We start from the raw sequence: 20,022 nt of genomic DNA, 5'->3' as shown, positions 1-20,022 counted from the left end.
GGGTGGTCGGATAAATGCGGAAGGGGCCGGTGGCGTCGCCGCCACCGGCCCCTTCGTTGATCTTCCGATCAGTTGCCGCCCGTCGTCACGGGGTCGCCGCGGTCACCTTCACCGTGGCGACGGCGTTGTTCCACGCGGTCTTCTTCACCGTCAGCGAAACCCCGTACGCGGCGTTCGCGTCACCGGGGTTGCCGGTGCCCAGGACGATCGCCCCGCCACCCAGGGTGACCCCGTAGAACGAGGGCGCCGGGGTGCCGTCCGGGTTGACCACCCGGGTGGTGTACGGCACGTTGCCGCGCGACGGCAGCACCACGGAGGCGTCGCTGTCCCGCGCGTACGGCGAGCCGTCCCGGATCTCGATGCCCGGGTACCAGCCCTTGGAGTCGGTGAACTGCGGCACCGCCGGCTGCGCCGGGAAGCTCGTGCAGTACTCGCTGTACGGCTCGTCCGCCGCCTCCAGGCACTCCTTGAAGGAGTACGTCTTCTTCAGGCCGAACGCCGCGTTCGACGACTGGGGCCGGCTGGGCAGGTTGTCCAGCACCGACGGGTCCTTCTCGGCCGCCGTGCCCTGCCGCCGCAGCGGGTCGAAGTGCGAGTCGACGATCAGCAGGCCACCCTTGGCGCCGTAGCTCGGCAGGGCGGTCAGCTGCCCGGTGACGTGGTTGACGTCGCCGAGCGCCGTGTCGCGGTACCAGACCAGCATGCCCGGGGCGTTGTAGGAGATCCGGTCGACCTTCCACGCCTCGTGCGAGTACACCGTGTCGTACGCGTACTTCAGGCCCTTGTCGAAGCCGTCGAAGTTACGCCACTCGGCCAGGTAGTAGTGCGCCCGGACCTCAGTGCCCGAGTTGGTCTTCCAACCCGCGCCGGTGGTGTCGGTGAAGCTGCCGCCGGTGGGGGTCCAGCCGTTCGCCCCGCCCTCGACGTCGTCGCTCCAGGTGGTGGCGCCGCCGCCGGTGACCGAGAAGTCGTCGGCGAACCAGCCGCGCTCCACGAACGCCTCGTCGGTGGCCTGCCGCAGCCGCAGCTGCACGGTCTGCCCCGCGTACGCCGACAGGTCGACGTAGTCGTGCCGCCAGCCGCCGGACGAGCCGGTCAGGCCGTACTTCTTGCCGCCGAAGTCGGCCATCCGGCCGTTCGGGTCGGCGTAGTTGTCCGGCGTGGTGACGACGGTGCCGTCGGCGTCGTAGACCTTCTGCTCGGACCAGGTGGCCCCGCCGTCGGTGGAGAGCTCGACGAAGCCGTAGTCCCAGTCGTCCTCGATGATGTAGTTGTTCCACATCCAGAACTTGGCGTCGGCGGCCGAGGGGACGCTCACCGAACGGCTCAGCTTGACGTCCGCCCAGTTCTGGTCGGCGCCGCTGTGCCACATGTTCGACCCGCTGTGCGGGGTGGCCAGGGTGATCACCTTGTCCGGCAGGTCCACCTTGATGCCGTCGGCCGTGCCGACCGGCGTGCGGGAGGTCTGCCCGAGCTTGATGGTGCGCGGGGCGGAGCCGGGGGCGACCGTCACCGGGTCGGCCCAGCCGAGCACCCACTTGTCCCAGATGCCCATGTGGGTAGGGAGCGCCTGGAAGATCTCGCCGCTGTGCGACCCGGAGGCCATCAGGTCCCAGAAGTCCACGTCGGAGTCGGCGTTGCCGGACGTGTCGTAGAGGTCCGGCAGGCCCAGGTCGTGACCGTACTCGTGGGCGAAGACGCCGACGCCGGCGTCCTCCGGCTGCACGATGTAGTTCGACACCTTCAGCTGCGTGCCGGGGATGGTGTAGCCGCCCGGAACGGTCGAGGAGTGCGCCCACACCGCGTACGTGCCCTCGGCGCCGCCGCCGCGGGACTTGCCCTGGCCGGCGTGCACCAGCACCAGGTGGTCGATCACGCCGTCGGGCTCGAAGAGGTTGCCGTCGCCGTCGCGGTCGCTCTGGTCCTCGATGTCGTAGTCGGCCCACGGGAAGCTCGGGTCCATGGCGGCCAGCGCGTCGATCGCGTCCGTGGCCAGCCGGCCCGCCCCGGCCGGGTTGTCCGGGTGGCCGTTCATGGCCTGCTCACGCCCGGCGACCCAGTCGCCGTTCTCGTCCTGGAAGCAGCGCGACGCCGCGTACCAGCCCTCCGAGTGCGGCACGGTGATCCACGGGCTGGCCTGCCCGTCCACCGTGTACGCGCCCTTGGACATCTCCAGGTACATGTTGTGCATGGTCCGGCCGGCGAGGCTGATGCCCTTCTTGCCGTCCGGGCCCTTCAGGTCCTTGCGGACCCGCTCGGTGATGCCCGTCTTCGTGTAGAGCATCTTGTCGAAGTGGGCCGGGGAGAAGTCCGGCACCCAAAACGAGTTGTTGTCCTTGTGCGGCAGGCTCGCCGGGTTCGGGATGTTGTTGTGCTTCGGCCCGTTCTGCACCGTGCCGGGGACGCACGTCCGGTCCTCGAAGACCGTCTTCGGCACCATCGTGCCGGTGAAGTCGTCGTTGGCCTGGTCGTTGAACTCCACCAGCAGGGTGAGGAGCTTCGCCTTCTGGGTGCTCGGGGCCTTCTTGATCCACCGGGGGCTCTTGCCGGAGCGGATCGACTGGGCCTCCAGCTTCGCCAGCTGCTTGGCGGTCGTCGGGTTGCCCGCGGCGTACTTGCGGTCGTAGGCCCGGGCCTCGTCCGCCGCCGTGGTGTACACGCCGTCGGCGCCCTTGACCTCCTTGCCGGCGGTGTCCGGCTGCACCTCGGGCTCGGCGTAGTTGATGTAGTGCTCGTCCGCCCCGATCGTGGCAGGAGCCGGGCCGGACGTCTGGGCCGACGCAGTCCCCGTCACGGTCAGTGACGTGGCCGCGAGGGCGATGGCGGGCAGCGCGACGAGTAGGCGTCGGCGTGACCGTCGTTGCGGAATCATGTGCATGCCGCTCCGTTTCTCGGGCATGGGCGTGGAGCCGGCCGGCGCGCACGGCAGAGACATCCGTCGAACCGACCGATGCGGCTGAACCTAAAGGAGAAAGAACCCTTCCGACAGGGGGTGGCGTCCCCTGTGTCCGTTCAGCCGGTGCCCCTCAACCGACCGACCGACACCCCTTCGTCACGCACCGTTCACAAATACAGACACGGAGGGTGGCGGCCCGCGCGGGGCCCGCCACCCTCCGAAAGGTACGTCCTACGTCAGTCCTCGTCGGACTTGCCGCCACCCATCCCCGAGGAGATCAGCTCCATCACCGAGGAGTCCTGCAGGGTCGTCACGTCGCCCAGCGACCGGTTCTCCGCGACGTCCCGCAGCAACCGGCGCATGATCTTGCCGGAGCGGGTCTTCGGCAGCTCCGGCACCAGCATGATCTGCCGCGGCTTGGCGATCGGGCCGAGCGTGCGCGCCACGTGGTTGCGCAGGTCCGCGATCAGCTGCTCGCCCGCCTCGCCGGCCGTGTCGACCGAGCCGCGCGGGATGGCGAACGCCACGATCGCCTGCCCCGTCGTCGGGTCCGTCGCCCCCACCACCGCCGCCTCCGCCACCGACGGGTGCGACACCAGCGCCGACTCCACCTCCGTGGTGGAGATGTTGTGGCCCGACACCAGCATCACGTCGTCCACCCGGCCCAGCAGCCAGATGTGCCCGTCGTCGTCCTTCTTCGCCCCGTCCCCGGCGAAGTACATGCCCTCGAACCGCGACCAGTACGTCTCGACGAACCGGTTGTCGTCGCCCCAGATCGTGCGCAGCATCGACGGCCACGGCTCGCGCAGCACCAGGTAACCGCCGCCGCCGTTCGGCACCGACTGGCCCTGGTCGTCCACCACGTCGGCCACGACGCCCGGCAGCGGGGTCATCGCCGAACCCGGCTTGGTCTCCGTGACCCCGGGCAGCGGCGAGATCATGATCGCGCCCGTCTCGGTCTGCCACCACGTGTCCACGATCGGCAGCTCACCCCGGCCCACGTGCTGCCTGTACCACATCCACGCCTCGGGGTTGATCGGCTCGCCGACGCTGCCCAGCAGCCGCAGCGAGGACAGGTCGTGCCCGGCGGGGATGTCGTCGCCCCACTTCATCATCGTGCGGATCAGCGTCGGCGCGGTGTACAGGATGCTCACCCCGTACCGGTCGACGATCTCCCAGAACCGGCCCTTGTGCGGGGTGTCCGGGGTGCCCTCGTACATGACCTGGGTGACGCCGTTGGCCAGCGGCCCGTACACGATGTAGGAGTGCCCCGTCACCCAGCCGATGTCGGCGGTGCACCAGTAGACGTCCGTCTCTGGCTTCAGGTCGAACACCGCGTGCGCCGTGTACGCCGCCTGCGTCAGGTAGCCGCCCGTGGTGTGCAGGATGCCCTTCGGCCGGGCCGTCGTGCCCGAGGTGTAGAGGATGAACAGCGGGTGCTCGGCGTCGAACGGCTGCGCGGTGTGCTCCGCCGACGCGGTCTCCACCGTCTCGTGCCACCAGTGGTCCTTCGCCGACCAGGCGACCTCCTCACCGGTGCGGCGGACCACCAGCACGTGCTCCACCGACGGGCACTTCGCCACCGCCTCGTCCACGGTCGGCTTCAACGCCGACGGCTTCCCCCGGCGGTACCCGCCGTCGGCGGTGATCACCACCTTGGCGGTGGCGTCGGAGATGCGGTTGCTCAGCGAGTCGGCGGAGAAGCCGCCGAAGACCACGCTGTGCGTCGCGCCGATCCGGGCGCACGCCAGCATCGCCACCGCCGCCTCCGGCACCATCGGCAGGTAGATCGCCACCCGGTCACCGGCCACCACGCCCAGGTCGGTCAGCGCGTTCGCCGCCTGGCAGGTCATCCGGTGCAGGTCGGCGTACGTGATGGTGCGGGTGTCGCCCGGCTCGCCCTCCCAGTGGATGGCCACCCGGTCGCCGTTGCCCGCCTCCACGTGCCGGTCCAGGCAGTTGTACGCCACGTTCAGCCGGCCGCCGACGAACCACTTCGCGAACGGCGGGTTCGACCAGTCGAGCACCTGCTCCCACTGCTGCGCCCAGGCCAGTCGCCCGGCCTGCCGCTCCCAGAACGCCAGCCGGTCGGCGGCGGCCTCGGCGTACGCGTCGGCGGTCACGTTGGCGTTGGCGGCGAGTGCGGCCGGCGGCGGGAACTGCCGCGTCTCGTTCAGCAAGTTGGCCAGTGCCTCGCTCATGCCGTGACTCCCTCGTCGCTCGCGTGACCTGCGTCTCCTACCCCCGCAGAGGTTAGTCGGGGCGGCCGGAGGCCGCGACAGCTCCCCGAACCCACGCGCGCCGAGCGGCCCCCGCCACGCGCCGAGCTGTAAGGAAGGGCCCCCTGTTAACGCATATGGTAGAGAAGGGTCCCCTTCTTACCCGCCGTCCCCGCAGGTGGCTAGCGTGGCAGCGTGACCGCTGATCCGCTCGCGCCCCTGCTCGCGCTCGCCGACATCGCCCCCGCCGTCGAGCGGGCCCGCGACCGCGTCGACCAGGCGATGCGGCACCGCGCGCTGCGCCGGCACGGCGGCCAGGTCGCCGCCGAGGTCAGCCTCCGCTCCGCCGTGGCCAGCGCCGCCCTGGAGGGGTACGCCCACGACCGCGAGTCCGTCCGGGCTGGCACGGTCACCGACCCGGTGAGCCAGGGCGCGCTGCGGGTCGCCGGGGCGCTGCCCGGCCTGACCGAGCGCTGGCCGACGTCGCCCCGGCAGGTCCTCGCCCGGCTGCACGTGCTCGCCGCCCGGGACGTCGTACCCGAAAACGAGCTGGGGCGGCCGGTGGCCGACCCGGTCGTCGCCGCCCGGCTCGACGGCCTGGCCGGGCTCGTCGCCGGCGGCACCGCCGTGCCCCCGCTCGTGCTCGCCGCCGTCGTGCACGGCGAGCTGCTCAACCTGCGCCCGTTCGCCGGGCCGTCCGGCCTGGTGGCCCGGGGAGCCGCCCGGCTCGTCCTGATGTCCACCGGTTTCGACCCCCGCGGGCTCGTCGGTGTCGACGTCGGCCACCGCGAGCGCGAACCCGAGTACGTCGGCGCGGCCGGGGCGTTCGCCACCGGCACCCCCGACGGGCTGCGCTCCTGGCTGCGGCACTACATGGCCGCCGTCGAGCTCGGCGCCGACCAGCTCACCGCCGTCGGCGACGAGATCCTCGCCGCCGCCTGACCCGGCTGGCTGACCCGGCTGGCCTGGCCCGGCCGCCCTGACCGCTCGTGGGGCTGCCGGTCAGGCCACGGGAGTGGTGCGCGTGCGGCGGTGCCGGCCGTACCAGGCGATGCCGATCGCCACCCCGACCCCGACGCCCAGCGCCGCCGCGGCGACCGGCACCGCCGGGCGCTCCCGCAGCCGGCGGCCCAGCGGGATCGGGTGCCGGAACTCCAGCACCGGCCAGGCGTTCTCGGTGGCCAGCCTGCGTAGCGCCCGATCCGGGTTGACCACCGACGGATGCCCCACGCACTCCAGCAGCGGCCGGTCGCTCATCGAATCGGAGTACGCGTACGAGTCGGCCAGGTCGTAGCCGCGCTGCCGGGCCAGCTCGCTGACCGCCTCGACCTTGCTCGGACCGGCCGCGTAGAACTCCACCTCACCGCTGTACCGGCCGTTCGCCACCGCCATCCGCGTGGCGATCACGTCGGTGATCCCGAGCAGCTCGCCGATCGGCCGGACCATCTCCTCCCCGGAGGCGGAGACCAGCACGACGTCCCGCCCGGCGGCCTGGTGCTGCTCGATCAGGGCCGCCGCCTCGGCGTACACGTAGGGGTTGATCAGCTCGTGCAGTGTCTCCGCGACGATCTGGCGGACCTGCTCCACCTGCCAGCCCTTGCACAGCGCGGCCAGGTAGTCCCGGGTCTTGGCCATGGTCTGCTCGTCGGTGCCGCCCAGCCGGAACATCAGCTGCGCGTACGCCGACTTCACCACGTCCCGCCGGGTGATCAGCCCATCCCGGTAGAACGGCCGACCAAACGCCAAGGCGCTCGACTTGGCGATGACGGTCTTGTCCAGATCGAAAAAAGCGGCACTTCGGCCCACGGCGCGAAAGTCTAGCCGGATGGTCTATGGTCGGCGGGTGCCTGGGGTACGGACTCCGGCCCGGCCCCTACGGCGACCTCCTCCACCCCCTGCCGTCAGTGACGGCAGTCACACTCTCCGGCGATGATTTCGCAGGGAGTGGAGGCGACACCACTCGACGTATACCGGTTTGCTCAGGCATGCTTGTTCTTGCGACGCACATTCGCGTTGTCGTACGACAGCAGGCCCTCGGCGATCGCACCCCCCCGTGACCGCCGAGCCGGTTCGGCTCAACCCCCCCGGAGCCGAACCTCCCGACGACCCCCGTCTCCCCCCGACGGGGGTCGTCCCTTTCCCGGTCCCGTTTCGGCCGGGCCGAAGGTCGCCGGAGCTTGCTGGCTGGCGCGTACGAGGATCTGGGTTTGCGGAGCCCCGGCGGTCGTCCGCGTTGCCGGAAGCTAGGAGACGTCGAAGAGGCGAAGGCCGTCGTACTCGGCGAAGTCGGCATAGTCCTTGCCGTTGAACGTCGCCAACGGCAGCCGGTCGACCAGGCAGCACGCCGCAATCCAGGAGTCATTCGTCGGCCGGGGCCGCCCGCGATGCTGCGCCCGAGCCTGGAGCTGTCCCCAGGTTGTTGTCGCCACCGCCTCGTCGAAGGGCAGCAACACGACTCCGGACCGCCACTGGGCGAGATCGGCCAGCTTGCGTGGCCCCCAGCTCCGCAGCGCGGTCCATTTGTCAGCTCCCCGAGCGTCACGAAGGTGATGCAGAGGGTCTTACCGGCCAGACGAGCACGGAGACGGTCATGCAGCCGCCCCCGGAGGATCACCGACGCTACGCCGGTGTCCAGGACGACCAGGCTCACGCGGCGCCAGCTCGCCGGGAGGTGTAAAGGTCGGCGAGGAAGTCGTCCAACTCCTCGTCCGACTCGAACAGGCCGGGCCGCGCCAGGTCGTCGACGGAGGCGACAGGCCGAATCCCCTGGCGACGCGCCAGCTCCTCAGCCGGTACGTGCTCAGCGGTCGGCCACTCGGGCATCTGCTCAGCGCTACTCGACGTCACAGCTCACCTCCTGCGTCTCGAACCATCGTCAATTCTCGCACCTCCTACGCCGAGGCGGCGTACATCGTGAGTGCCTCCGGCCGTTTCCGGCGGGCGCAGCCCGTTACACGAGAGTCAGCCGGCGGCTAGGTGGCAGCCTCTGGCTGTGGCGAGAACCGAGCATTACCACGATCCGAACGCGCCGAAGGCCAACAGCATCGTCGTGGCCGTCTCCGTCTTCGTCCGTGACGAGGGCGGCCGGGTGCTGCTCATCCAGCGCACCGACAACGGCCTGTGGTCGCTGCCCGGCGGCGGCCAGGAGATCGGCGAGTCGGTCGCGGGGACGGCGGTCCGGGAGGCCCGGGAGGAGACCGGCGTACGGGTCGAGGTCACCGGGATGGTCGGGGTCTACTCCGACCCCGGTCACGTCATCGCCTACTCGGACGGCGAGGTGCGGCAGCAGTTCTCGCTCTGCCTGCGAGCCGAACCGGTCGGCGGCACTTTGACTCCGAGCGACGAATCAAGCGACGTCCGATGGGTCGCCCGCGACGAGCTGGGCGCGCTCGACATCCACCCGTCGACCCTGCTCCGCATCACCCACGGCTACGAGGACCGCCCCGAGCCCTACATCGGCTGAGCGACACTGCCGGAGAGCCGGCGCTGAGTCCGCTGCACGGCGGCGACCATCTCCGGCTCCGCCCGGCAGATGAACCGGGTCACCAGATGCTCCGGCCCGTACCGCGACCGGATCTCCGCCAGCCGCTCCAGCACCTCGAAGTCCTGGCCGTCGGGCCCGGTCGTCATGTCCGAGAAGCAGAGCGCGTCGGTTACCGGCGTCTCCTCCCGAGGAAACTCGGCGGCCAGGACGTCACCGAGTCCGCGTTCTTCCGCTTCCAACCAGGCACAGGAGTGTGCGCCGTCAGAACGGCGATCCGCTCGCGGCGGAGCCGTCGGCCACAGCCAAGGAGGCGGAAGCCGGTGTCGAGCAGGTCACGGCTGTAGCCGATGTCATGCAGCCACGCCGACGCTACGAGCACCTCCCGATCCTCGGCCGGGGCCCCGCGGATCCGGTCCGTCGGTGGCTTGCGGTCGGTGGGTGGTGGCGGTGGGAGCGGAGCCATCCCGCCCGCCGTCGACCCGGGCGAGCCGAGCAGACCGCCGCCCGACCCGCCAGCGTCCGTACGAGCCGTCAAGGCCGTCTTGACGTGGCGGGCCGGGCGCCGGCCCGCTCCACAGGAGTTCGGAGCGACGGCAGACAGTGGCAAAGGCGCCACGCGGCACTGCGCCTTCTGGTGACCAGCCCTACTCCGGTTCAAGCTGCGGACCGGTTCCGGGCAGCAGCCCTCGCAGCCAGGCTCGGGTCCAAGCGGCAATGGTGAATGAGTCGGTGATCACCCCGTCGCGGACAAGCTTGCCGACCTCGGCGGGCGTGCAGGTGTGCACGGCGCGGATGCCCTCCCCGGTCTGCGGCGCGCCTACGGCGGCGATCTCGACCAGATACAGCCGGACCTCGTTGGTGGAGGTGCCTGTGTCGGGATGGAACAGCCCGAGGTCGATCAGGCTGACCAGTTCGGCGGCGATTTCCTCTTGCAGTTCCAGGAGGGCCTGCTCGTCGGCCGGCACCCCGGGAACCCCGAAGCCGCGTGGGGCCTCCAGGTGCCAGCGCCGGGTTGCGTGCCGGAAGTGCTCGACCAGGACGACCGCGCCATTCAGAACGGGCAACAGCACCACCCCGGACGCGCCGCCTGCGGGGAACGAGCGGATGTAGGTGCCGAAAGTGCCGTCGGGAAAGCGAACCGGCTCGCGTACCAGGGTGAGGTACTGGTCCTGATACGCGACCCCTGTCCTGCTCCACTCCATCGGCAGGCCCTGTGCCGCCAGTTCCTCGGCCTTCGCCCGCTCCGCAGCCGCCACGTCCGTCGGGTCGTCGAGGATCTTCACAGCCGCGTCGGGTGGGTTGTCGAACAGTTCAGGCAACTGAGCACGGAGATCCTGGTAGCGGCTCCGATCCGGGCTGCCGTTCACTCATCGTCCCGGGGTTGGTCCATGTTCGGCTCGGCGTCGCGGACGGCGGGCCCCTCGGTGATCGGGAATCCGCCCTCGCGCATCCGGCGGACGAGTTCCGCCCACTCCTCGCGGGCCCGTTCCAGCCGCACCTTCATCACGTCGATCCCGGTGGACACTTCGTCCTCGGCCCGCCGCTGATCCCGACCGACGACGGCGAACCGGACGATCGCCTCAGCGCCCCGGGCGGCGACCTCGGTGGCCACCTCGCCGAGAACCTCCAACCGGGGATTGCCGTCGTAGATCAAAGAGACCGAGGCGCCCAGGACCTCGACGGTGATCCGGATCGCCGGTTCCCAGATCCGCATCTGACTGGTGCGGCGCCTTCCGACGATGTCAGCCAGCCGTCGAGCTAGCGCGACGTACTGGTCGAACACCTTCTGACCGCGGTCCACGAAGTCGGTCGGGTCGTCAAGGAGCGCTTCGAGAGCAGACAGATAGCTGCGCCACTCCTCCGTATTGCGGGCCTGGCGGATGTGGTCCAGCGTCAGGCCGGTTAGGTCGAGCCGCAGGGGTGACTGGGCTAGGTCGAAGGCTTGGGGCCGCAGTGCTGCAAGCAGGTCGAGCAGTTGGGGCAGGCCACCGGCCGGTGCGCCCGCCCCGGCGGCGGGCTTCCTTCTGATCGGTGGCCGTTCCTGCAGGGCCGTCCGGCGCAGGGAGTCGGTGGGGATCAGGGCATACCGCTCCACTGCGTCCGGGACGGTGGTGTTGTACCGCAAGTCGATCAGCTGCTTCAGCTCGGACACCAGGGGCTCCGAGCGGAACCTGCCCTGCGCCGGGAACGTGCCCGGTTCGACGAGGAACTCCCGATAGAAGCCCTCCCTGTCGGCGCGATCGATATCGGCGGCCCAGAGGGTCACCTCCCGCAGCCGCTGCTTGAGCAACGAAGTGCTCGCCTCATCGAGCCCCAGATCCCGCCGGAGGGCGTCGAGGTTGAATCCGCGTAGTTGCAGGAGGAAACGGTGAAACTCCTCGTACATCAGCCGCTGGGTGCACTCTTCGTTCTCGGCGTCGTCCCAGCTCAGCCTAAGACAAGAGATGGTGTCGAGATCACCGAGAAGTTTCCGCCAGGCCGGCCAGCCGACGCTGTCGAGGGTGAAACCTGGCTCGTCCTCGGGGGACCTCTCTCGCAGCAGGAAGGGAATCAGCGCTCTCTCGTTCATCAAGGTCCGGAAGGCGTCCCGCTGCACGTTGTATTTAAGGAAGTCCTGGTAGACGACGGGATTGTTGAAGAAGTAGGCCCGGTTGACGATCACCTGCTCGGCGTTTAGGAGTGAACGCAGGTACTCCGCCCGGGCGTCCTGTTGCCGTCGGCCCTCGACGTCTTCGTACGACAGCCGGCGCGTGACCATGTGGTCGAGCAGGTCCCGGGTGACCCACTGGTTGTCGAGGCATTGGGCGACGACGGTGATTTTCGCGAGGTTCCGATTGGTGAGAGGCTCGAAGCCGCCAATGACAGTCCTCTGGGACATCGCACTCCAACCATTCCAGAGCTGAGTGTCGGGCCCTCAGGGTAGTCACTCGATGCCAAGCGGTGCGTACCGCGAGCGGAGCGGGATTCTTGTGGGCGTCAAGCGAAACGTTAGGCGGGACCGAGGCAGCGGTAAGGCAGCTCTGACCTCGATGAGGGCCGATTCCGAGGGGTACCCGACGATGGCCGACACCTGCTCGCTGAGGTGAATCGAGGCCGGTTGGCAGCAGCCGACAGTCTGAGACCGCATCCCCGACGGGGTCCTTTCCCCCGAGCTCACCCCCCCACGGTCCGAAAGCCGACTCTGCGGCGGCACCTGAGCATTCCGCCGCTGGTGGGAGGGCCTTTCCGCCCTCCGACGCCCTACGTAGCGGTCGCGCGACGGTGTGGCGTCACCCGAGGCGCGTTCGTACTCTGTCCGGGACGTCCCGTCGACCGTGGGGGAGGGCCGGACGCTGCTGGTTAACCGGAGCCTCGCCGACGTCCCCTCCGACCGGGTCGTCGCGTTGCCCGACGCGGACACCGACGCGCTGGCCATGCTGATCGCGCGGGACCACGCGGTGCTGGCCGCCGTGGTGCACCGCCCGGCTGCCCGGATCACGCTGCCGGTGGACTTCGTGTACGCCGCGTTGGACCGGCTCGAACAGGTCGCCGTCGAGTTGCTGCCCGCCTGGCTGCCCGAGGCTGCGGACGGCGTACGCCCGGACACGTCCGGCCTGGCGGCGGTGCGGGCCGCCGCTGCGGTGCGGTCCCGCCGCGACCGTTATCCCGGTTCCTTCCTGCCGGACCTGGCCGTCTTCGCGGTGACGGCCCGGCGTCCCTCGGGCACGCAGTTGCCGTTGCGCACCCGGGCGGCGGCGCTGGCGCGGCTCGTCGCGGGGGCGTTCGGCCGGCGTCGGGTGGTGCTGCTCGTCGAGCCGGCCGCCGGAACCGGCGCGGTTTCCGCGGCGGGGGCCGCCTGGCTGGTGCAGCACGGCGGCCCGGTCACCTGGCTGCTCGGTGCCGGCGCGGCCGGGCTGGAGGCGGTGCCGGAGTTCTCGGTCGCGCTGCCGCCCGCGCCACGCGCCGCGTCGCTCGCGCCGCCACACACCGTGCCACCCGCGTCGCTCGCGCCGCCGCGCACAGCGCGCGCCGTGCCACCCGCGCCGCCAGCCGCGCCGCGCGGACTGTGGTCCGACGCGGGGGCGGTGGTGGGCCGGCCGCACCCGGCGAGCGAGGCCGAGAAGAGGCTGGAGGCGGCGCTCGCCGCCGAGAGTTGGGCCGTCGGGCGGCGGTGGAACCAGAGCTACCGGTCGCACGATCTGGCCACGCCTATCCGGCTGGATCTAGTGTGGCCCGACGAACGGTGCGTGGTGGAGATCGACGGGCCGGAGCACTGCCGTCCGGTCCACTTCGAGGCCGACCGGCAGCGCGACGTCCAGTTGCAACTGGATGGTTACGCCGTCCTGCGCTTCACCAACGCCCGGGTGACCCACGACGTCGGTGCCGTGGTCCGGCAGATCGGCACGTATCTGCGGGAGCGTCGGCGGGACATGGCGGAAGGACGGCAGCATGGCCGGCGATGATCTGACGGCATCGGAGAGCGCGATCCTCGTCGTGCTCATGGCCGAGGCGCGCGAGGTGCTGAACACCGAGCTCCGCGAGCGCTATAACCTCGACGTACGCAAGCCGCAGCGCGACAAGCTCACCCGCCTGCACTACGTCGCCAGCCGCAAGAGCGGATCGACGTACGCCCTCCAGCTCGACGACAAGGGCTGGGTGCGGATGCAGAGCGACCTCGACTTCGCGCTGCGCGGCGCGTCGGCGCTCGGCGCCGCGTTGACCGCCCTCCAGGCCAACCTGCGCGACCGGGTCCTGGCGCGCAGCGGCTGCGCCACGCTGGCCGAGCTGTTCGCCGTGACCGACGTACGCGCGTCGGCTCCCACGGCCGCCGCCGACCCGGCGGGTGCGCTGACGGCGCGCGTGGTCAGCGCGTACCGGGCGCTCGCCGACGCGCCGGGGGCCTGGGTGAGCCTGCGCCGCCTCCGCCCGTTCTTCGCCGACGTGCCGCGCGAGGACCTGGACGAGGCGCTGCGTCGGCTCAGCCGCTCCGAGGGCGTCGCCATCGCGCCGGAGTCGAACCAGAAGACGCTCACCGAGGCGGACATCGCGGCCGCGCTGCGCCTCGGCGGGCAGGACAATCATCTGCTGGCGATCGGCGTGTGATGGACGAGGCGGAGCGGAGCGCGCTGGCGGCCCTGCGGTTCGACTGGGCGCCGGTCCCCGACGACGTGTGGCGTCCGCTGCCCTTCCACGTCGAGGGCCTGCACGTCCCGGTCGTCCGGGAGGTGCTCGCCGGGGTGGACGAGGCCGCGTCGAACCCGCACGGCAGCCCGCTCGGCCTGGTCGTGCAGGGGCAGCGGGGGTCCGGCAAGACCCACCTGTTGGGCGTGGTCCGCCAGCGGGTGCAGGAGGCGGGCGGCTACTTCTTCCTGGTCGGCCTGCTCGACGCGGGCAGCTTCTGGGACAACGTCCTCGCCGCCCTGCTGGACGGCCTGGCCCGGCCGGTGCCCGGCAGCCCCGAGACGCAGCTCAAGCTGCTGCTGCGGCGGCTGTCGGCGCTGGTGGGCGCGCCCCGGACGGCCCGCCGGGCCGTGATGGGCGACACCGAGCTGACCCGGCCGGCGCTCGACGCCTTCCTCACGGGGCTCGGCGACTACGACCGGCACGCGGCCCGGACCTGCCAGGAGACCGCCCGCGCCCTCGCGCTGTCCGCCTCGGAGGACATCGCCCACCGCGACCTGGCGGAGAACTACTTCCTCTCCGGCGAGGAGGTGGTGGCCGGCGAACGCGCGGCCTGGGGGATGCGGCGCGCGCCCCGACCGGCCCAACAGATCGTGCAGGACCTGTCCTGGCTGCTGGCGCTGACCGGCCCCTCGGTGGTGGCGATCGACCAGGTCGACACGCTGATCGCCCAGTTGGCGATCCAGAGCGACCCCGCCGTGGTGGGTGCCGCCGCGATGAGCCCGGACCAGTCGCTCATGCTGGCCCGGATGGCGGACGGCCTGATGTCGCTGCGGCAGGCGACGCGGCGCACGTTGACCGTCCTCGCCTGCATCCCGAACTCGTGGACGATCATCCGGTCCACCGCCGCCGACACCGTCGCCGACCGGTTCCGGGAGACCCCGGTGCTGCGCCGGATCGACGATGCCGACCTCGCGCGGGCGATCATCGAGAAGCGGTTCTCCGTCCGCTACGGCGAGGTCGGGTACGTGCCGCCGTACCCCTCGTGGCCGGTGTCCCCGCGCGCCTTCTCCGAGGCCGGGGCCTTCACCCCGCGCCAGCTGCTGATCGAGATCGACCGGCACATCCGGGGCTGCCTCGCCGCCGACGAGGTGCGGGAGATGACCACGCTGGGCGAGCCGGCCGCCGCCGAGCCCCGGGCACCCCGGCCCGCCGCCCCGGTCACGGCCACCACCGAGGAGATGGACCGCTACGACGCCCGCTTCGCCGAGCTGCGGGACGCCGCCGACGTCGCCGCCCCGCTCGGGCGGGCCTCGGAGGACGAGGCGATGCCGCCGCTGCTCGCCGCCGGGCTCACCGCCTGGATCCTGGAACGCGGCGACGCGGGTGCGGCGTTCAGCGTCGACCCGCCCCCGAGCACCGACCCGCCGCTGCACGCCCGGCTGCGCCTGACGCTCGACGAGCGCACCGAGGACCAGGCGCACTGGTGTTTCCGGGCGATCAGCGACGATCACCACGGCAACGCGGCGCTGGCCCGGCTCCGCAAGGCGAGTGTGGCGGCCGCCCTCGACACCGGCTCGGCCAAGCGCACGCTGTTCCTGCTGCGCAACCGCGGCTGGTCGACCAGCGCCGCCACCCGGAAGGCCGTCTCCGCGTTCACCGCGGCGGGCGGGCAGACCATCGGCGTCGACGAGGAGGACCTGCGGATCCTCTCGGCGCTGCGGGTCATGCTCGCCGAGGCCACGATGGACTTCCAGGGCTGGCTGGTCGACCGCCGCCCGACCCGGGACCTGAAGTTCCTCCAGCACGCGCTGGCCGACGTCGACCGTTGGACGACGGACGCCGCGCCGACCCCGGTCACCCCGACCCCGGTCACTCCGGCCCCGGCCGCCAGCGAGCCGGCGCGGTCGGGCGAGCCGGCCCAGTCGGCCCCGGCTGCCGCCGTCCCGGCCGAGCCGGCATTCGTCGTCGGGTACGGGTACGACGACAACGCGCCCGTGCCGCTGGCCCTGGAGGCGCTCCGGAAGCACACCACGATCTTCGCCGGCTCGGGCTCGGGCAAGACGGTGCTCATCCGCCGCATCGTCGAGGAGTGCGCCCTCGCCGGTGTCTCCGCCATCGTGCTCGACCCGAACAACGACCTCGCCCGCCTCGGGGAGGAGTGGCCCGAGCATCCCGCAGGGTGGCGGCCGGGCGACGCGGCCCGGGCGGAGGACTATCTGACGTACACCGACGTGGTGGTCTGGACGCCGCGCCGCAACTCGGGCCGCCCGCTGAGCTTCCAGCCGCTGCCCGACTTCACCGGCGTGCGCGACGACCCGGACGAGTTCGGTGAGGCCGTCGAGGCGGCGGTCGCGGCCCTCGCGCCGCGCGCGATGGTCACCGGCCGGGCCACCAGGGCGCACCTGGGGCTGGCGGTGCTGCGCAAGGCCGTCGAGCACTACGGCCGGCGCGGCGGTTCCCGGCTGAGGGGCCTCGTCGACACGCTGGCCGACCTGCCGGACGGGATCATCGACCTCGACGACGCCGACAAGATCGGCCTCAGCCTGGCCCAGAACCTGACGGCGGCCATGGTCAACGATCCGCTCTTCGGGGGCGAGGGCACCCCGATGGATCCCGGCGTGCTGCTCACGCCCGCACCCGGCAAACGGGCCCGGGTGTCGGTGGTCAGCCTCGTGGGCCTGCCCTCCGACGACGTACGCCAGAGCTTCGTCAACCAGCTCCAGATGGCGCTGTTCGCCTGGATCAAGAGGAACCCGGCCGGCGACCGGCCGCTGCTGGGGCTGCTCGTCATGGACGAGGCGCAGACGTTCGCCCCGTCGGGGGCGATGACGGCCTGCACCCAGAGCACGCTGGCGCTGGCCGCCCAGGCGCGCAAGTACGGGCTCGGGCTGGTCTTCGCCACGCAGGCGCCGAAGGGGCTGCACAACCGCATCCCGGGGAACGCGGCGACGCAGTTGTACGGCCTGATGAACAGCCCGATCCAGATCGAGGCGGCCCGCGAGATGGCCCGCGCCAAGGGCGGGGACGTGCCGGACATCTCCCGGCTGACGGTGGGCGAGTTCTATCTCGCCGCCGAGGGCGCGGCACCGCGGAAGATCCGGACCCCGCTCTCGCTGACGCATCATCCCCGCAGCCCGCTCACCGTCGAGGAGGTGCTGGATCGGGCGCGCGGGACGGGCCGGTCCGGAGTGGCGGGACGATAGCTGAGAGTGATTTAGGGCGGTGTGCAAATTGCCCCGATGGGATTGTCACGCACCCTTCGCGCAGCGTCCCGCGACCACTACTTTGTGCCGTACTGCCAGGTAAAAGGCTTGATCATTGATCTTCCCGAACATTGTGGACGCTGGGGCGTCTACAACCGCTGCCCGCCACGGATAGTAATTGTCGACCGAGAGGGGCAGGGGAACGATGAACGAAGCGCTGGCGGAACCGCTCACCGGATTCCAGGTGATGGCCGTGGCCGTCACCGTCGCGGGGGTACTGGCCGGCCTGGTGCGCGCCTGCGTCGCGTACCGGGCCCGGATACAGCAGGAACGGGAGCTGACGACACGTACGACAGCCCGGGTCACGTGGCTGACCAGGCTCGCGGAGGCCGACCACGACGTGGTGCGGATCGTGGAGCGCGACCGCGACGGGCACCGCGAGGTGGAGCTGGGCGGCCGTGGCGGGCCGAACTCCGGGGTCGCCGGGGAGGCGGCGTGATCGAGTTCGAGGGCACCGCCGCCCTGACACCGGAGCAGGCCGACTGCGAGGCGACGCGCGAGGCGGAGGCCGCACGCATGAAGGCCGCGCACGACCAGGAGTTCGCCGCGTTCACCGAGGCCTCCTACCACCAGGTGGAGCGGATCCTCAGATCGGCGTGCCGGGACCGCGAGGTGGTCGAGGACGCGCTCAACGAGGCGTACCTGCACGGGCGCGTCCAGTGGTCCAAGCTGCGCGTCCACGACCGGCCGATCGGCTGGATCATCGTCACGGCGCGCCACAAGATCCGCAAGGACCGCCAGCGGCACCTGCGGGAGGCCGCGATGGCACCGGAGGACCTGCCGACGGCGCCGCACTCGAACATCGCCGACGTGTGGGAGGCGCAGGAGCTGCTGCGGGGCTGGTTGCACCGGCTCCCGGCACGGCACGCCGAGGTGTTCCAGATGGCGCAGGAGGGCTTCTCCAACCAGGAGATCGCCCGCATTCTCGGGCTGACCGAGAACAGCGTCCGCTCCTACAAGGTCGCCGCGAGGCGAGGGCTGCGCGAGCTGGCCGAGGAGGCCGGCTACGTCGCCCCGGACAGCCACCGGCGGCAGGGAGCCAGTCGTGGACCTCGATGACATCCTGGCGCTGGCCGAGACCAGGCCGAGCCCGCTGGAACTCGCCCGCGCGCGCCGCGTCGCGCGTGCGGCGCAGAGTCGGCACGACCTCTCGCTCGCCGAGGGCTACAAGATCATGGTCGACACCGCCCTCGTCGACCCGCTGACCTGGGACGTCGACGAGGCGACCAGGGTCGCGCGCGCCGCCCAGCTGGCGAAGTTGGGCACCATCACCTGGGTGGCCGGCGGGCGGGACGGCCTCGGCCGGATCCACTGGTCGGACGAGATGGCGATGATCTTCGGGCAGGCGCCGGGGACACTGCGCCTCACGCCCGAGACGTTGTTCGGGCTCGTCCATCCCGCCGACGCCGAGCGGGTCCGCAGGGCCGTCCGGACGGCGTGGACGCGGTGCCGGCCGGGCGAGGTCGGCTTCCGGGTGGTCCAGCCCGGCGGCAGCATCCGCCACGTGCACTGCCACCTGGAGATCACCACCCGCGAGGGCGGACCGTCGGGGATCATCGTGACCGGCGAAGACGTCACCGCGCTCGAACTCGCCCGGCAGGAACGCCGCCGGCTCGCCATCCGGAGCCAGATGCTCGGTGCCGACCTGGCCGTGCTGGACGGCCTCACCGGGCTGCCGAACCGCGGGTACGTCATCGACGAGGTCGACCGGGCCCGCCGTACCACCGGCGGAGCCCTGGTCGTGGTCGCGACCGAACCCGCCACCCGGCTGCCGGACGCGCTCACCGACGCCGACCGCGACCGCCTGACGGCGTCGGTCGCCCGGCTGCTGCGCACGGTCGTCGGCAACGACGTGACCGCAGGTCTGGTCGGCTCCGGACTGTGGGGGGTGCTTCTCGCACCGGCCGACGGGCGCACGGAGGCCGCCGAGAGCCTGGCGGCCCGGATCGTGGAGACGTTCCGGAACCACCTGTTCGGCATCCGGCAGAACACCCTGCGGCTCAACACCTCGGCGGGCGTGGTGCGCTTCGGCAGCGGCGTGCTCGCCACCGGCTTCGACCTGCTCGTCGACGGCGAGCACGCGGCCCGGGACGCGCGCCGCGACACCGCCTCCGTCGTCGTGCTCGACCAGCCGGTCGCGGACGGCGAGCGGACGGCCCGGTGCCGCTCCCGCGTCCGGCACGCGGTCTCGGCCAGCAGGTTCGCCCTCTACGCCCAGCCCATCGTCGACCTCAACCTCCACCAGGTCACCCGCCACGAGATCCTCCTGCGGGTGCGCAGCGACACCGGGGAGCCGGTCGCGCCGGTGGCCTTCCTCGACATGGCCGAACGCGTCGGCGAGATCCTCGCGGTCGACAAGTGGGTCGTCCACCACGCCCTGGAGTTCATCGGCCGGGGCGCGCAGACCTCCCACTACCAGGTCAACATCTCGGGGAAGTCCCTCGCCGACCCGGGACTGCTGACCTTCGTGACGGAGGCGATCGACCGGTACGGGGTCAAGCCGGAGCGCCTGACGTTCGAGATCACCGAAACGGCGCTCATCGAGAACCGGAACGAGGCGCTGGCCTTCGCCCGGGGGATCAGGGCGGCGGGCTGCCACCTGGCGCTCGACGACTTCGGCACCGGATACGGCGCGCTCGCGCACCTGAAGTACCTTCCGGTGGACCTCGTCAAGATCGATGGAACGTTCATCGTCGACCTCTGCCGGTCGCCGGCGGACCAGGCCGTGGTGTCGAAGCTGGTGGAGCTGTGCCAGACGCTCGGCATCCGCGTCGCGGCCGAGTACGTGCAGGACGACGCGACCGTCGAGCACCTAAAGAGCTACGGCGTCGACTTCGCCCAGGGCTACTGGACCGGCCGACCCGAGCCGATCACGGTGAGCCAGGACGCGGTGCAGACGGTCGAACTCGAACTGCGGTTCCCGCCGCAACACACCGCTCTCGGCTGAACCGAGGCGCGCGGCCCCGCGCCTTGCGTCTTGCGCCGCGCCGCATGGCCCCGCGTCTTGCGCCGCGCCGTGCGCCCCGCGCCGCGCGGCCTCGCGCCGAAAGTTTCGGA

Annotated in this window: 16 protein-coding genes; 8 read left to right on the top strand and 8 right to left on the bottom strand. The window is 71.4% G+C overall.

Annotated features, from left to right (window positions below):
* Positions 1–85: 85 nt before the first annotated feature.
* Positions 86–2,878 carry an immune inhibitor A domain-containing protein gene (locus tag GA0070558_RS13920; protein ID WP_256091928.1) on the bottom strand — a complete coding sequence of 931 codons (2,793 nt, stop codon included), beginning with the start codon at positions 2,876–2,878 and terminating at the stop codon, positions 86–88.
* Between the two features lie 254 nt (positions 2,879–3,132).
* Positions 3,133–5,097, bottom strand: coding sequence for an acetate--CoA ligase (gene acs / locus GA0070558_RS13915; protein WP_091279461.1), 1,965 nt, complete (start codon positions 5,095–5,097; stop codon positions 3,133–3,135).
* Between the two features lie 213 nt (positions 5,098–5,310).
* On the opposite strand from acs, the gene GA0070558_RS13910 reads away from it, so the two are divergent.
* Positions 5,311–6,057, top strand: coding sequence for a Fic family protein (locus GA0070558_RS13910; RefSeq protein ID WP_043961454.1), 747 nt, complete (start codon positions 5,311–5,313; stop codon positions 6,055–6,057).
* A 60-nt stretch (positions 6,058–6,117) separates the two neighbouring features.
* On the opposite strand, the gene GA0070558_RS13905 is transcribed toward GA0070558_RS13910, so the two are convergent.
* The 3 genes from GA0070558_RS13905 to GA0070558_RS13890 form a co-directional block, all read right to left on the bottom strand.
* Positions 6,118–6,921 (bottom strand): HAD family hydrolase, encoded by an 804-nt coding sequence (locus tag GA0070558_RS13905; RefSeq protein ID WP_077935689.1) that lies wholly within the window; start codon positions 6,919–6,921, stop codon positions 6,118–6,120.
* A 437-nt stretch (positions 6,922–7,358) separates the two neighbouring features.
* On the bottom strand, positions 7,359–7,568 hold the full coding sequence (locus tag GA0070558_RS34320) for a PIN domain-containing protein (protein ID WP_256091927.1): 210 nt from the start codon (positions 7,566–7,568) through the stop codon (positions 7,359–7,361).
* A 193-nt stretch (positions 7,569–7,761) separates the two neighbouring features.
* Complete coding sequence (locus GA0070558_RS13890) at positions 7,762–7,962, bottom strand: hypothetical protein (protein WP_091279454.1); 201 nt, start codon at positions 7,960–7,962, stop codon at positions 7,762–7,764.
* Positions 7,963–8,107: 145 nt separating this feature from the next.
* Here GA0070558_RS13890 and GA0070558_RS13885 point away from each other — a divergent pair, with 145 nt between their 5' ends.
* Entirely contained in the window at positions 8,108–8,578 is a 471-nt protein-coding gene (locus GA0070558_RS13885) for an NUDIX hydrolase (RefSeq protein WP_091279450.1), read from the top strand.
* Here GA0070558_RS13885 and GA0070558_RS13880 read toward each other — a convergent pair.
* From GA0070558_RS13880 to GA0070558_RS13870, 3 genes are all read right to left on the bottom strand, one after another.
* Entirely contained in the window at positions 8,566–8,745 is a 180-nt protein-coding gene (locus tag GA0070558_RS13880; RefSeq protein ID WP_256091926.1) for a metal-dependent phosphohydrolase, read from the bottom strand. The two genes, GA0070558_RS13885 and GA0070558_RS13880, sit on opposite strands and share 13 nt — an antisense overlap.
* 498 nt (positions 8,746–9,243) lie before the next feature.
* Positions 9,244–9,966, bottom strand: a complete 723-nt coding sequence (locus GA0070558_RS13875; protein WP_091279441.1) for an NUDIX hydrolase — start codon at positions 9,964–9,966, stop codon at positions 9,244–9,246.
* Positions 9,963–11,477, bottom strand: coding sequence for a hypothetical protein (locus GA0070558_RS13870; RefSeq protein ID WP_091279437.1), 1,515 nt, complete (start codon positions 11,475–11,477; stop codon positions 9,963–9,965). Before GA0070558_RS13870 ends, GA0070558_RS13875 begins: the two co-directional genes overlap by 4 nt.
* A 436-nt stretch (positions 11,478–11,913) precedes the next feature.
* Here GA0070558_RS13870 and GA0070558_RS13865 point away from each other — a divergent pair, with 436 nt between their 5' ends.
* The 6 genes from GA0070558_RS13865 (at position 11,914) to GA0070558_RS13840 (ending at position 19,912) form a co-directional block, all read left to right on the top strand.
* A complete protein-coding gene (locus tag GA0070558_RS13865; RefSeq protein ID WP_256091925.1) occupies positions 11,914–13,041 on the top strand; it encodes an endonuclease domain-containing protein in 1,128 nt (375 codons plus the stop codon).
* Entirely contained in the window at positions 13,028–13,681 is a 654-nt protein-coding gene (locus GA0070558_RS13860) for a hypothetical protein (protein ID WP_077935693.1), read from the top strand. The genes GA0070558_RS13865 and GA0070558_RS13860 overlap by 14 nt, the downstream gene beginning before the upstream one ends.
* Complete coding sequence (locus tag GA0070558_RS13855) at positions 13,681–16,905, top strand: helicase HerA domain-containing protein (RefSeq protein ID WP_091279433.1); 3,225 nt, start codon at positions 13,681–13,683, stop codon at positions 16,903–16,905. Before GA0070558_RS13860 ends, GA0070558_RS13855 begins: the two co-directional genes overlap by 1 nt.
* Before the next feature lie 205 nt (positions 16,906–17,110).
* The gene (locus GA0070558_RS13850) at positions 17,111–17,404 is read left to right on the top strand and encodes a hypothetical protein (RefSeq protein ID WP_091279430.1); all 294 of its coding nucleotides are present in this window, start codon (positions 17,111–17,113) and stop codon (positions 17,402–17,404) included.
* Positions 17,401–18,024, top strand: a complete 624-nt coding sequence (locus tag GA0070558_RS13845) for an RNA polymerase sigma factor (RefSeq protein WP_256091924.1) — start codon at positions 17,401–17,403, stop codon at positions 18,022–18,024. Before GA0070558_RS13850 ends, GA0070558_RS13845 begins: the two co-directional genes overlap by 4 nt.
* Entirely contained in the window at positions 18,011–19,912 is a 1,902-nt protein-coding gene (locus tag GA0070558_RS13840; RefSeq protein ID WP_091279427.1) for an EAL domain-containing protein, read from the top strand. Before GA0070558_RS13845 ends, GA0070558_RS13840 begins: the two co-directional genes overlap by 14 nt.
* Positions 19,913–20,022: the final 110 nt, after the last annotated feature.

This window comes from Micromonospora haikouensis, from assembly GCF_900091595.1.
GTDB classification, from domain to species: domain Bacteria; phylum Actinomycetota; class Actinomycetes; order Mycobacteriales; family Micromonosporaceae; genus Micromonospora; species Micromonospora haikouensis.
The sequence above is the reverse complement of the archived record's forward strand: the minus strand, read 5'-3'. Positions and strand labels throughout refer to the sequence as shown.